Raw genomic sequence first — 14,264 nt, forward strand, 5'->3', positions numbered from 1 at the left:
GCGCATGGGACGATCCGCTCGGGATTACCTTCGAGGGCAAATCGCTGCCGGATCCACCTGATGCGGCGAGCATTGAACGCGATGCACAGGAAACGGCTCGTTGGAGCTGGCTATTTGACGATCCTCTTGCTGAGCTGGAAATGCTGTCCATCAGAGGGGTTGTAATCGGGCAGGCTGGGCGAGGTCCGAGGTCATAGGAACAAGAGTCTCCCGCTCGGCGGCGCCCCTCTGGCACTGATTTCTCTCGAAATTTGCCAAGGCCGGGTCTCGGAAATGGAACCTGCGTGAGCATTTTTCACAAAAATCGACTTGAGAGATCATTTTTCATGCGATACGATTGAAATTCACGAGCCGTGAGCTCCGTGAAAAGAATTCACGGCAAAAAGAGCCTTTTTCATGGATCTTGGGTTGAGCGCACCCTTTTCAGGCCCAGTGAGCGTTTTTCATGACCGGCGGCTGCCCGAAACGGGCGTTCCAGCAGGCTACGCAGCGTTGATCGAGGCTTACGATCTGGCCGTGCCGGTGCCCCGGACACTCTCTGCGATCGGTACCAAGCACCGCATCCTCGAACAGGGCGGCTGGCGCATTTATACGCCTCGTCATGCCCCCGAAGCCTCGCTTGAGGGGCACCTGACCTTTGCCCTCAAGTACGAGGGCCTGGATCTCGCCCTCCTGAAGCGGCTATTCCTCGCCGTCAAGGAGGGAGATATCGCAGAGCTCGTACGGCAGAAGCCTACCGGCCTCTACACGCGCCGTATCTGGTTTCTGTACGAGTGGCTGCTCGGCCGCGAGCTAGAGCTGCCTGCCGCAGACAAGGTCTCGTATGTGGATGCTGTCGATACCGACATCCAATTCGGAGGCGCAGGACATAACTCGGCTCGGCATCGGGTCCGCAACAATCTTCCCGGTACACCCGAATTTTGTCCGCTTGTCTTCAGGACTCCTGCGCTGAACGACTTCATCACACAGGACTGGAAGGAGCGCGCGCGCGCCGTTGTCAGTCAAGTGCCCAAGGATCTGCTTGCCCGCACCGCCGCCTTCCTTCTGCTGAAGGACTCAAAATCCAGCTACGTGATTGAGGGAGAAAGGCCGCCGCAGGATCGTGTCCAGCGTTGGGGCCGCGCTATTGGCGAGGCAGGCAGCGCAGCACTCGACGAGCAGGAGTTCCTTCGTCTGCAGCGCATCGTCATTGGGGACGAGCGTTTCGTGAAGCTCGGCTTCCGCAAGGACGGCGGGTTCGTCGGCGAGCACGACCGCGATACGCAGCGCCCTATTCCGGACCATATCAGTTCGCGACATGAAGATATCGCTTCGCTCATGGCGGGATTGATCGCTTTCGACCATAGCGTCGAGAACGACATCGATGCCGTGATCGCGGCGGCCGTGCTGGCCTTCGGCTTCGTGTATATCCATCCGTTCGAGGACGGCAATGGGCGCATTCATCGTTATCTGATGCACCATGTTCTCGCGCGTCGCGGATTCAACCCGGCCGGGGTGCATTTTCCGGTATCATCGGCCATCCTCGATCGGATCGCCGAGTACAGACGCGTGCTTGAGAGCTATTCGGGCAGGCTGCTCCCCTGTATCCAGTGGGAGGCCACGCCGAGCGGGAACGTCAAGGTCCTCAACGATACTGCTGACTTCTATCGCTTTTTTGACGCGACGCCGCACGCGGAATTTCTGTATGCCTGTGTGCGTCAGACGATCGAGAGTGATCTTCCGAACGAGACCCGCTTTCTTCTCAGTTTCGACACTTTCCGTGCCGGTGTCGAAAACATGATCGACATGCCTGAGCGGACGCTGAACAATCTGTTCGGCTTCCTCAGGCAAAATCAGGGCAAGCTGTCGAAGCGAGCGCGAGAAAGCGAGTTCGCAGCTCTAAGTGAGGACGAAGTTTCGAAGATCGAACAACTATACGCAGAATCGTTCGATCAAGGCGAGCCGTAGCTAACTGACGACACATCGGACCAGAGAATGTCGCTCGAACAGCAGATTCGCCGCGGATACATCTTTGAGCCGGTCAATATCTAGTTCTATTCTCTCGCCGGAAGTCGGTCTCCTTGATGGCTCGGGTTAGGGCCCGGAGCTCAATGGCCGAAGAGCAGATAGCTTCTGTCGAGGCCGCGGCGATCCCGCGTGTCGTCGGTCCAGCCGACGGCACGGCGATAGCTGCCCAGCGCGTCCGTCTGCTTGAGCGCGACGAGGTCGACGCACTCCGTCTCATCCGCGAAGGGCGAGACGTAAAGCGCGTCCTGGGGCAATAGAGTCTAATCATCGCTGGTTTTCGCCACCGCACGCGCTGACGCTCATGTGTTCGCATTGACGTTTTTTGGCCGCTCAAGCAACTCTCGTCAGTCGAGTTTGAAAGGCTGGACCTATGCGTCAAGATGCGCGAGAACAAGTCGAGCGGAATCTCCCCACTTCGAAGCCTTCCGACCGAAGAAGAATACGGTTTCCCGAGCGGCTGACCTGTACGATCGATGAAGCGTGCCAAGCTACCGGCCTGGGGCGTACCAAACTCTACGAGTTGATAGGCGCAGGAAAACTGGACACGAGGTCCGTCGGACGTCGGCGGTTGGTGCTTGTATCATCACTTCAAGCGCTGCTCCAAGTGAATTGCCCAAGCCCCAGCGGAAAAGAGGGGCTCGCTTAAATGGCAATCAGATCCCGGCTTGCCTGTTTGTGCCAGCCTGCAGCCGGCGGGCGCGAACTGAAGTCCACAAAATTTAGTCTTCTAAGATGTACCCGCATATCGAATCAGCTGCCATGATGAGCGCGCGTCGAAGCGCGAATGTATTTACTAGAGCCAATCCTCGCCACCGCCGGGAAGCGCCCCTTCCTCGTCATCCCGCGCCGCTTGATTGATGCGGGCTCTGAACTCGTAAACAGTCTCGGTCGCGGCCTTCACACGGAAGCGAAGATGCGAAGCGTACCGATGTCGCCTCGTTCACCCACGCTCTCCAGGATTAGGGTCGATGAAGTAAGACAGAGTCGCTCGCAGCTCAACCGGCGCGGCACCAACGCGGCCAGTTGCTCCTTCGGCCAAGGCAGACGAGGCAATTTCATGTCACGGGCTTTGGCCGCAGCGTTCCTTCCCACTGAAACAGTTGGAGTTGATCTTCGACGATGAGCGTTAGATCGTTCACCGTTGTCAAAGCATTGAATTACAGCCTGTCCATTCGCACCAATATTGCAGCGGCCTAGTCACCCCAACTTGCAAACACCGGGCTATCGCCCGCTTGCCGTAGTACTCTTGGATCATCTGAACGGAAGTGCTCATGTCGCGGGCCGTGTCGAAAACTCCCACGCCGTTCCGCACTGCATTCACGGCATGGATCCGTCGTAGGCTGTACACCATGTACTTTTCACCGAAGCTACTCCGCTGCATGCCGGCCTCTTTCAAACCCGCATTCAACTGATCTATGAGCCTTCCTTGCTGATGAATCAGGCGACCAGCCGTGTGGCGAATGTCGTCGGGGTGGCTTGCTTACCATAGTGTTCTTGGATCATCTGGAGTGATGTCCCCATTCCGGGCGACTTAAAGCACTGCGACGCCATCTCGCAGTGCATTAACGACATAGAAGTGACGCAGGCTATACAAGTTTTACTTTTCACCAACGGATCATTCGATCGCTGGAGGAGCCGTCTCGCTCGAAATCTCCCATCGCGTACTCCGCCTCTAGCAGGTAACTCTGCTCCAGCCGCCAATACTCTTTCGCATCGCGCATTCTGCCCGACGCACTGCCATACCTATTGCCTCTAACGAAGACGCGGCTCACATCGTGATAAAGCGAGTCGCCGCTGTGAATTGCTGGCTATACGCGACGTGCGGAGCGTATGTGAATGCAAGCCACCAAGTTGAGTAGTTGAGACGATAGCGTTCCGCCAGCAAGCTCCGATGATTCTGCCTTCCACCCGAAGCAGGCCATGAGGGGCAATGATGAAAAAAGAGAAGGAAAAAACAGCAAAGAAGGGCGGAGCGAAGCACGAATTCTTCGTGGTAAATCTGACCAAAGAAAAGCTTAAAGGGCATGTTTTGTGGAAAAGTAGCGGCAACGAGGTCAAGGTCGATGTCGAAGGCCTTGAGCCTGGCAAGCGTTCGCTGCGAAAGCAGAGTGATCGTGTCCCGTTGCGTGGTGTAGCTGGCGGCGGGAGACCGCGTTCGCCGGCAAGAGCCGGGCAGGTCAGCTGGCGATCGCCGGAAGGCTGACAGTGGGATCATCGCTCAACGGCGCGATGGTTTCCAGCGTCATATAGCGGGCGCGCTGGACGGCCCATTCATCATTTTGCTCGAGCAGGATCGCGCCGATGAGGCGGACGATGGCGTCTTCATTGGGGAAGATGCCGACGACCTCGGTGCGGCGCTTGATCTCGCCGTTGAGGCGCTCGATCGGGTTGGTCGAGTGCAGCTTGGTCCGGTGTTGCGGCGGGAACGTCATATAGGCGAGCACATCGGTCTCGGCCTCGTCGAGGAAACCGGCAAGCTTGGGAAGCTTGGGGCGAAGCTGGTCGGCGACCTTCCGCCACTGTACTTGTGCGGCCTCGGCATCGTCCTGGGCGAATGCCGTGGCAATGAAGGCGGAGACGACGCGGCGGCCGCTCTTGCCGGCATGGGCCAATGCATTGCGCATGAAGTGCACGCGGCAGCGTTGCCAGCTGGCATTGAGCACCTTGGTCACGGTGGCCTTGATGCCCTCATGGGCATCGGAGACGACCAGCTTGACGCCGCGCAGGCCCCGGCGGGCGAGTTTGCGCAGGAACGCGGTCCAGAACGTCTCGGCCTCGGACGGGCCGATATCCATGCCGAGCACCTCGCGCCGGCCATCGCTGTTGACGCCGACCGCGATGATCACCGCGACCGAGACGATGCGCCCGTTCTGGCGCACCTTCACGTAGGTGGCATCGATCCACAGATACGGCCAGTCGCCCTCGATCGGACGGGCGAGAAAGGCCTTCACCTTGTCGTCGATCTCCGCGCAGAGCCGGCTTACCTGGCTCTTGGAGATGCCGCTCATCCCCATCGCCTGCACCAGATCGTCGACCGAGCGGGTCGAAACGCCTTGCACATAGGCTTCCTGAACCACGGCAGTGAGCGCCTTCTCGGCCATCCGGCGTGGCTCCAGGAAGCCCGGGAAATAGGAGCCTTTGCGCAGCTTGGGGATGCGCAGCTCGACTGTGCCGGCCCGGGTCTCCCAGGTCCGGTCGCGGTAGCCGTTGCGCTGGGCCAGACGCTCGGGGTTCTTCTCGCCGTAGGCTGCACCGGTTTGGCCTTCGACTTCCAGCTCCATCAGCCGCTGGGCGGCAAAGCCGATCATCTCGCGCAAGAGATCGGCATCAGGGGTCTTCTCCACGAGCGTGCGCAGGTTCATCATATCGTCGGTCATCGGTGGTTCCTCGGTTGCGTTGGCGTGTCGCAACCCGATCCTACCGGAGAACTGCCGGTGACCACCGTAAAGCCGCCCGCCCGCTACGGCGCTAGTTGAGGCGCGCGTCCGGGCGGCTTTGCTCTACCGAGCTACACCACCACCGGGGGCACGACCAGCAGTTTTATCCATCCAGTGGCAATAACTATTGGCGCTGGTCGGAACGAGACAGGGAGTACCAGGCGAGCTGCGACCATGGCTATACATATGCTATTGTAACCGTCAGCAACAACGGAATCCGGGTGCTTGCTACCGACACGAGCCCAGATACATGGAAATGGTAAGGCATGACGCGACATGTCAGCTGCTAATCCTGACTTTGCGTGTCTACTTCCATTCCAGGATGCGCTGGACGCCGGCGCAGAATAAACGTCCAGATTGCAGACAATATCGAGCTTGATTCGAGAACGGCGCGGCCGACGGCTTGAACGTCATGCCGCGATGGCTACCCGACTGTTTCGTCCTGTTCGCCGTGCAAGTCGTTCCTCCTGCGGAAGGGCCGGCACTGTTCGTGAAGGCTAAGCCGATCACTTTCGCATTATGCCCTGAGCATCCGGCGAGTCGTCTTCGCTAGGTCAACGCGGCGACCATCTTTCGACGGCGGCGTGCCAGACCTCGTTGGCGATTTTTTATCGTGCAACCGTTTCACCCTCTGGAGCGTTGCCTCGACCTTACTGTGTCGACGCCTTTGTCGCCTAGCCCGGTCGGTCTATCTAGCGGGGCGACCGTTGTCAGACCGCGACTGCTCTTTTGCAACCCTGAGCGGTGAAGCTTTAACCGACTCGGTGGCCGGGTTGGCGGCAGATTCCATCGGGTCCTTCGTGAGCTGTCGTGTCTTGAATAAACCCGCTAACGAGGCCTGCAGGGAGAGTTGATCCCTTCAAGACATCGACGATTCAGTTCGTGCAGCCCTAGCCGGCGCACGCGGACAGGGCCATCCCCGGACGCGGTATTGGTTGCGATGTTCCGTATTAGATCTAGCTCTTCGCCAAGCAGAAGGAGCTCAAACAGAGAGCTGCGGAACATCCGCAGCAACGAACCTGGCGCTAGACAATACGCGCCACATGACCGCGATGACCGATACGCCTGCGCCCGCTATGCAAACAGCCGCGGGCTCGCGCCCCTCCGGCATGACGGCGCCCATGACTTATCCCGTGTTCTTGTGGATCGCCGAGAGCCGCAGGAGGCTTCGGCGCGCTCACTCTCGTCGGAACCATTCCCCATTTAGCACCTTCTATGTAAGTATGAGCGAAGGTTTGCCCAAGAACATTCGCGGGGGGGCCTTGAAGCGGCCCAAGAGGAACTAAGACCGTGCTTCGTGGCGCCTTCCAAGTCAACGCAGCACAGCCTAAGCTCTAATCTGCACAGGAAGAGCGGAATAACCATGCACAAAGTTAGACGCAATTCGCCCGGGTTCGCCGACAACCTCGACTTCCAGCCGCGCATTCAAAATTTCTTCCCAGAGGAGTTTTAACTGCAGTTCCGCGAGATGTCTGCCAACGCAGCGATGGATGCCGTATCCGAACGAGAGATGCTGCCGCACGTTCTTGCGGTCGATGAGAAATTTGTCGGCATTCTCGATGACCTCTTCGTCGCGGTTACCAGAGATGTACCACATGACGACCTTGTCGCCCTTTCTGATTTGTTTCCCACCTACGACAATATCGGTCGTGGCGTTGCGGCGCATATGTGCGATCGGCGTTTGATACCGGATGATTTCGGACACGGCGCTCGACACCAATTCGGGATTATCGCGCAGTTTTCGCAGCTCGGAAGGGTGCTGGTTCATGAACAGGAGGCCCCCGGTAATCGAATTACGCGTGGTGTCGTTTCCCCCGACGATCAGCAGAATGAGATTCCCAAGAAACTCGTTCGGCTCCATGTGTCGAGTTGCAGGCGAGTGCGCCATTAGGGAAATCAGGTCCATGCGTGGCTCGGCATTGATGCGCTCGTTCCAAAGCCGCGTAAAATACTCCAGGCACTCCGACAAGATCGCACCTCGCTTATCCCAGCTGTCGATCACATGACCCTTTTTCGGAATTGCAACAGCTACGTCGGACCAATAGGTCAAGAGCCGCCGATCCTCAAATGGAAAGTCGAATAGCGTGGCCAGCATCTGCGTCGTCAACTCGATGGAGACCATGTCCACCCAATTGAAGTCCTCATTGCACGGCAAGCTGCCCAGTATCCTCTTGACCCGACAGCGGATCAAGCTTTCGAGCTTCGTCAGGTGTTCCGGTGCGACGATCGGACTTACAGTATGGCGCTGCTCTGCATGTTTCGGAGGATCCATCTTGATGAAACTCCGGGTCCAATGCCGGTCAGGCACGTCGACAATAGCGACACCCTGCTCCGACGAGAACGCTTTGTGATTTGTATCTACCGCTACGATATCTCGGTATTTCGTTACGGACCAATATGGACCATAAGCGCTGGCTTTACAGTAGTGAACGGGATCTTCCATTCGCAAACGCGCGAAGTACGACCATATGCTGTCATCCTGAAAGCGCTTGGCTTCGCTTACATCCAGATTGGTCAGCGCGATCTGGGACACATTATCGGCTCTCAAGTCAGCCGATCGCGTTTTTATGACCATATTGTTCTCTCTTGAGATCTACGGATCTGGTCACGATCCACAGTTCGAGCTGCCGTGGCGTTTTTTGGTTGCGCGGATCGCCGCTCAAACAGAATATCCTAAAGTGCAAGCAGCCTCCCCTACCATATCCGATAGTAAGGACCGCATTGAATTTTCGAATCGCGCCTCCAACAGTCATTCCGATCTTTGGCTGGAGCGGTTTCTATGTAGGTGTCACGCTGCCGGTGGTCTTCGCTCCGCCCATTGGCGGAGGTGGGATAATGCAGCCGGAGGCACGTTCGGCGGCCAAATCGCTTATCGTGGCGAACTCGATGTTCGGTCGGGCGGCGCAAGGCAACTGGGTCGATTTCAAAGACGCAACGCCAATCTCGCTTTCGTCGGCGTCGAGGATGAAACCAAGTTCGACGCCTTCGTTCACGGGCCAGGTCTACGCGTGGAACAACGCGTTGCAGAATGTTAATTGGTGCTGCGGTCGCCCGCGACAAGCACCGCGTCGTCGATCACGCAACGGGTCTGAACGTCGATAGTAGCAACGCCGATTGACAGTTCGGTGCGAGTTCAACTTCAAGGTCCGCACCTACGGTGCCATTCCCGGCACATCTCGCTGGAGGCGCTACCGGTTCGATGGGACACTGACATTTTCGCCAAGGTCTAATCGATATGCGACTCAGAAAACACTTCAAACCGAACGGTCAGCCTTATACTCGGATAGGGCGCCGCCTCATCCCGACAAAGGTGTTAGATAGGGTGCAACAAGCGCTCACTCGTCATCGGAAACGGTCAGAAGGATAATGCCTGCGTCGTTTCGATATCCTGAACGCCTCAGATTTCATAGCTCACCAGTCCCTAGCAGCCCATAGACATGTCACGCCAACGTACTGCTTCAGCGGCAATCACGTTGCTGCTACCATAAAGTGCGAAGTCTCTGGGAGGGAACCGCGGTTGGTCTCTTTGCAAAAGCGAAACTTGGCGACATCAACTGCAAGCAAAGCAGCTTTCAGGAAACAAGGGGCCGCATCTCAGCGGCCCCTTAATACGAGGAGGGGCGAATGACAGTGTGGTCTTTCCTGCCGCCCCAGGGCCGGCTCAAGAAGAACTGCCTATAGCCGAGCACCGCCTTAGCGGCAGATGCGCTGTTTGCTTAAACCATTTCCTCGGTAGGCCAATGTAGTAGCCGCGCCTGCGAAGCTCTGGCTCGGACCTGTTGAGCGTTTCGCAAATGGATTTCACAGGCGTGCCTGCATCAACAAGCTCGCGCAGCAGTTCATCTTCTCGTTTGGTCCAGCGAGAAGCGCGGAGAGTCAACTTCATTCATCCTCTTAGCTCCGATTTCACACTGTTCTGGCGAAGAGCTCTCCCCCCGGAGAGACACTGGCTCAGCCAGTACCGTGCTGACCCCGTTGCCAACGCTTTATCGGAGATTCGTCCGTGTTTGCGCTATTCATTTGAACGGGCTCAAGTGTGACGGAATGTAGATCTTCCATACCGACGCCTCTGGTTCCAGTCATAGCGTCGGCCTCAAATTGGCAGGGGAGGCGTTCCTTCGAAAGCTATACGTTCGCATAGTCGAACCTCTGTAGATCCTCCTATCGGAGGGTATCCGCTGATCCATTTCTGTTGGCACGCATCCGTGAAACACCATGCCGCGAAGGCTGCCCTCGAGCCATGGCTTGCGTCGAAACTCCCTACATGGCCTCCCTCCCCCCAAGACTGCTGACCATGTCCCGGATCGGCGTCGCATGACGAAGGCGGGGTTGTTGCATCGCCCGTGGTCCTCCCTGCGGAAGATTACGATCAGGATCTGCTCTGGGGGGCGATAGAAGAGGCCGGCGCACCGTCGTCTCTCGGGCCAACCACGCGCCATCCTCAGGCCCCCGATTTCGGAGAGGCTGATCGCCATGGCGATGGTCACACTATCGCCGGCGACGTCATCAACGACGAAGCGATCGAAAAGCTCCTCTAAGGGCTTGCCCAGGCTCCGCTCAGGCTTACGCGTGATGACGATTTTCGGATTTCCGTTTCAGCGGCGCAGGAGAAGACGGCGCTGCTGAATCATAACGGCAACTGGGTCAAACCGCATAGCACCACGCGGACAACCCATATTTTCAAGACACAGATCGGGAAGCTGCCGAACGGCACGGATCTTTCGAACAGCGTCGAGAATGAATATTGCTGCCTTAAGCTAGCTGACGCTTTCGGCCTGCCTGCGAACAGGGCGCACATCGCAACCTTCGGAAAGACGACGGCGCTATTGATCGAGCGCTTTGACGAAGATGGACAAAGGATGGCCGTCTGCTCCGCCTGCCGCAGGAAGATTGCTGTCAAGCCCTGTCGGTCCCGCCGACGCGCAAATACCAGAGCGATGGCGGCCCCGGATTGGTGAAGACTCTTGATCTGCTCAAAGGTAGGTGATACGCGAGCCGACGATCAGGCGACGCTGCTCAGCGCAAATTTTCTTCTGGCTGATTGGCGCAACCGACGGCCATGCGAAGAACTTCAGCATCTTCCTTGCGCCCGGCGGCCGCTATCACTTGACGCCGCTCTATGACGTGCTCACGGCTAGCCCAGCCTGGATACCGGCCAAATCTAGCGCAAGCAGATGAAGCTCGCAATTTCGGTCGGGACAAACATTCCAGAATTGCCGAAGTGCAGGGCCGGCATTTCCTCCAGACGGGCGAAGCGGCGGGCGTACCGAAAAAGCTAGTGTGGGGGTGGACAGGAATCTCCAATGGCGAGTGCGACCGTCCGTGGCTCGCTCATCGCACGCATCTCGTTGCCGCGCAATGTCGGCCAGCGCAAAAGGATATGCTATACATCGGCATTCCCTGAATGGAGAGAGGGATGTTTTTCCGAACAACTCGAAGGGGCAGGCAAGACTATCAAACTGTTGCACAATCCCTTTCCGGACACATTCCTAGACCGCAAGACCAAAGGTCGATCGCTTACTTAGACGGTTCGAAAAAGCAGTTGACCAGCAATAGCTCAGTTCGGTGTCCTTTTGGTCCATAGCAGGCCGCCCGACCAAACGTGTTTGACGCGTCCCCACCGGCAGGCTGAGGCAACATCCGGGAAGAAGCCTCGTCCATTTTGATTGGCGCTCGTATTGCAAAGCAGGGGAATGCTCGTGAGCTTCTCGTATTCGACAAGAAGCTCTGCGACCTCATGCTGGGATGTTCTAGGAATCGTCTGAAGGCGCGCCGATCCGTCAAGGTGTACGATGGCGGGGACTTTGTCCCGCCATTCCGCCCGCGTGCTGTGATCGAACAGCATGTAAGGATCCGGCGTTCCTGGGGCGAAAATAGAGGGTGCGCGATCCTCCAGGCATATCGGCGCCACTGGCCGGAAGTATTCGCGAAGCTTGATATCGTTGAGATAGTTTTTCATTCCTCCCGACGTTGCGGCGGCCAGAATGCTTCTGCCACCCAATGCCCGTGGTCCGAGTTCGGCGCGGCCGGCAAGAAACACCACAGGCTTGTTGCTCGCAAGGACGACGGCGAGGTCACGCATGCTGCACGGTGTCGCCTCCCATTCAGGCGGCACATCACCGCACTGCAGGGCTGGCCCACTGTAGACCGACCAGTCTAAGGGAACGAAGCCGTTATCTGCCGCCATGGCCGAGCAAGCCGCACCTATTGCCGCCCCGCTGTCGTTCGGAAAGGGGGGCACCCAGACGGCATCGAAGAGACCGGAGACACGTAATGCGCTGTTCCATTTGATATTAAGAGCGCAGCCACCAGCGATACACAAATTGCGTGATCCCGGAAGACGCGGATACTGTTGTAAAATGGTCGTCAAATTCTGGATGAGAAGACGCTCAAGGAAACAATGAAACGATGCAAGGACATCTTCAGCTCGTTTGGCCTTCAGGCGAATGGCACTCGCGTGGAAGAAATCGTGGATAGCTGCAAGCGAGCAATCCACGCTGCTCTCTGCATGGTAGTTCGCAGCGTGCTGCACGGTCGCCGCAAGACGCTCCTCATAGAGGCCCCGAAACACAGCTATGCTCTCTTCATCGGCGGATCCCAGCGCAATATACGCCATTAACTTGCCGGCAACACCTAGATCGTCCCAGCTGGACCGGCTCGTGTAAGGTCCGAAGTGATCCGCCGCTGCCGCGTAGACCTGACCTATCAGCGGAAACAGGTATTCAATGAACTGAGCGCCGCCGCGGCCCACATAATAGAGGCGCGGAAAAATGATACCGTCCCAGATCAGAGCGAATGCGTCCTGTCCCGCTCTGGCGAATGGGCTCGTGCAGAATGCAGCTGCCAGATGCCCCGTGACATGCGGATAGCTTCTATAAGGAAATGACCTGCCGTCGAGGATTAGCCCAACGCCGCCGTATGGAGCAAGAATGCCGTCTGGATGACTTTCAACATACGATGCCCACTGGAGACTGACAGGTTCGGCTCCACTTCGGAGCCGAAGACCATCTCTCCACCACGCTCCGTCGACGACGAACAGATCAACATCGCGCGGATCGAGACCGTGCTCCGCTAAATCGTTTACAATGGCATCGAAATTGTCGATCGCTTGATATCGTCGATTGTTCCCTCTTTTCTCCCGCTCGACACAAAATATAAGCCGTCCAGCCTCGATAAGAGCGATCGCCCCATCATGTCCTAGTTTGATACCGCAGATGCGCAATTTAGATCCTCCGAGTGCGCCGGCAATTGGATTCATTCGCAGACAAACGGTGCTGACATCCGGAGTAAGTATGCTCGTTTGCTGCACAAGCTTACCGACATGCGCACAATGCGGTCCACTTGGGGACCGACTTCTTCTCGGTGGATCTGGCGCAGCGAGACCGATCGCGCCTATATTGCCGATCATCACAGCAATACCCGAGCAGGCGCGCATTGAAGTCTAACCGGGGCCGCATCCTCCATTTCTTGCACTCAATTTAAGAAGAACGCGCGCCTACCTACAATATTGGGCACCAGCCACACTCCTCGACGTGGTCGGGACGAACCGAAGATTCTTTAAACAACGGGCAGCTAAGGCCCACTTGTTCCTAAGGACCTAAATCAACCGCTTGGCTTTGATAGCTGCCAAATTTGATAGGCGCGAGAGCAGCGTGGACCCAACCGTGCTAGTTTCGGTCACCGCAGGACTTCAACCGCTCGAATACCTGCTTCCGCTTCCGTGATCACTGGACGCCGTCAAGAGCGGACGTCCTCCTCGAAATAGACGCCGAGCAGCGCTGGCGAGACCGTTTCCCCAATTGAAGCTGATGCAAGGAGTATGCAATCTGGGTTGCTCTCGCAACTAGATGATCGGTAAACAGCAACGATCTCGGCGAGTTCGCGAAACTCGTCGGGCATCGGATATAGTGCGCATTACACAGCAGCCCGTCACACGGTACGCTCACGCCATAGGTGAGGAAGCTTCAAGTCCCATTGAATCGAACAGACGTAAGAACTCTGGCACGCCGCCGGCTAGCGCGATGGATTGTCGGATTTCCGACGAGACATCTCTGAGCCGCAGACACGAGATCCACTCCAAACGTTTCCATTTCAGAGTCCAGCTAGCTGGCACAGTTGTTGCCAAGCTTTCGAATGTCAAACTAACGGGACAAATACAATGTTGCGATTGTCCGCCGTCGTGTCGCTCGCGCTACTGCTTCTCCGACCAGCTTTTGGCGAGCAAACCAACACGTTGACAGCAGGCAACGTTGGCGGAGCGACAATGACTGAGTTTGCTGGAACGTGGTCAAATGAGAATCCTAGCATCGGTATCATGACACACATATCTGTTAACCAGCAGTTCGACAAAGCCCTCGTTCATGCATGGGGCAGATGTTGTCCGACCGACTGCGATTGGGGCATTGCACGGACACAAAGTTCCGAGGCCTACTATGGAAGCTTAGAAGTGGAATGGCCCACTAAGTTTTCAGTGAGAAGCGCAACCTTGACAGTCGAAGGACGCGATCGATTGCAAGTAAAAACGAAAGTTCACTTCACCGACGACTCCGGCAGATCGGATTATACTGTTGTTGACTACCTCATTCGAGCACCTGAGGAGGCCTCCCGAAAGCGCGGGTCCTCGCTAGCCGGCGCCTCAACACTGCGGTCTCAACATTAGAATCAAGAAGCGCGGCGGATCTGTCCTCCCCTTCGAGTAGCCTATGCCAATCTACTCAAAGGCGACTGAATGCTTCGTATGAAATCGGCTCGAGGCCACAACCTTAGTCCCAGCCTTTTTTAAGCTCGCCCATAGCAAGCGGGCTTGAGACCGGCAAAGGA

The 14,264-nt window shown here is 57.1% G+C and carries 9 protein-coding genes; 5 read left to right on the top strand and 4 right to left on the bottom strand.

Annotated features, from left to right (window positions below; translation table 11 throughout):
- Window positions 1–396: 396 nt before the first annotated feature.
- Entirely contained in the window at window positions 397–1,947 is a 1,551-nt protein-coding gene (locus tag QA645_RS38460) for a Fic family protein (RefSeq protein WP_283046245.1), read from the top strand.
- A 140-nt stretch (window positions 1,948–2,087) separates the two neighbouring features.
- Here QA645_RS38460 and QA645_RS38465 read toward each other — a convergent pair whose 3' ends face one another.
- Window positions 2,088–2,261, bottom strand: a complete 174-nt coding sequence (locus QA645_RS38465) for a hypothetical protein (protein ID WP_283046246.1) — start codon at window positions 2,259–2,261, stop codon at window positions 2,088–2,090.
- A gap of 1,676 nt (window positions 2,262–3,937) precedes the next feature.
- Here QA645_RS38465 and QA645_RS38470 point away from each other — a divergent pair.
- Complete coding sequence (locus QA645_RS38470; RefSeq protein WP_283046247.1) at window positions 3,938–4,210, top strand: hypothetical protein; 273 nt, start codon at window positions 3,938–3,940, stop codon at window positions 4,208–4,210.
- Here the strand turns inward: QA645_RS38470 and QA645_RS38475 are convergent.
- Together QA645_RS38475 and QA645_RS38480 are read right to left on the bottom strand one after the other, a co-directional pair.
- Window positions 4,185–5,384 (bottom strand): IS256 family transposase, encoded by a 1,200-nt coding sequence (locus QA645_RS38475; protein WP_283046248.1) that lies wholly within the window; start codon window positions 5,382–5,384, stop codon window positions 4,185–4,187. The two genes, QA645_RS38470 and QA645_RS38475, sit on opposite strands and share 26 nt — an antisense overlap.
- A 1,387-nt stretch (window positions 5,385–6,771) precedes the next feature.
- A complete protein-coding gene (locus QA645_RS38480; protein ID WP_283046249.1) occupies window positions 6,772–8,019 on the bottom strand; it encodes a cytochrome P450 in 1,248 nt (415 codons plus the stop codon).
- Here QA645_RS38480 and QA645_RS38485 point away from each other — a divergent pair.
- From QA645_RS38485 to QA645_RS38495, 3 genes are all read left to right on the top strand, one after another.
- Window positions 8,012–8,479, top strand: a complete 468-nt coding sequence (locus QA645_RS38485; RefSeq protein ID WP_283046250.1) for a hypothetical protein — start codon at window positions 8,012–8,014, stop codon at window positions 8,477–8,479. The genes QA645_RS38480 and QA645_RS38485 overlap by 8 nt on opposite strands.
- A 1,587-nt stretch (window positions 8,480–10,066) precedes the next feature.
- The gene (locus QA645_RS38490) at window positions 10,067–10,402 is read left to right on the top strand and encodes a HipA domain-containing protein (protein WP_283053509.1); all 336 of its coding nucleotides are present in this window, start codon (window positions 10,067–10,069) and stop codon (window positions 10,400–10,402) included.
- A gap of 82 nt (window positions 10,403–10,484) precedes the next feature.
- On the top strand, window positions 10,485–10,622 hold the full coding sequence (locus QA645_RS38495) for a HipA domain-containing protein (RefSeq protein WP_283053512.1): 138 nt from the start codon (window positions 10,485–10,487) through the stop codon (window positions 10,620–10,622).
- Between the two features lie 379 nt (window positions 10,623–11,001).
- Here QA645_RS38495 and nodU read toward each other — a convergent pair whose 3' ends face one another.
- On the bottom strand, window positions 11,002–12,666 hold the full coding sequence (gene nodU, locus QA645_RS38500; protein ID WP_283046251.1) for a nodulation protein NodU: 1,665 nt from the start codon (window positions 12,664–12,666) through the stop codon (window positions 11,002–11,004).
- Between the last annotated feature and the right edge of the window lie 1,598 nt (window positions 12,667–14,264).

The organism is Bradyrhizobium sp. CIAT3101, from assembly GCF_029714945.1.
GTDB lineage: Bacteria > Pseudomonadota > Alphaproteobacteria > Rhizobiales > Xanthobacteraceae > Bradyrhizobium.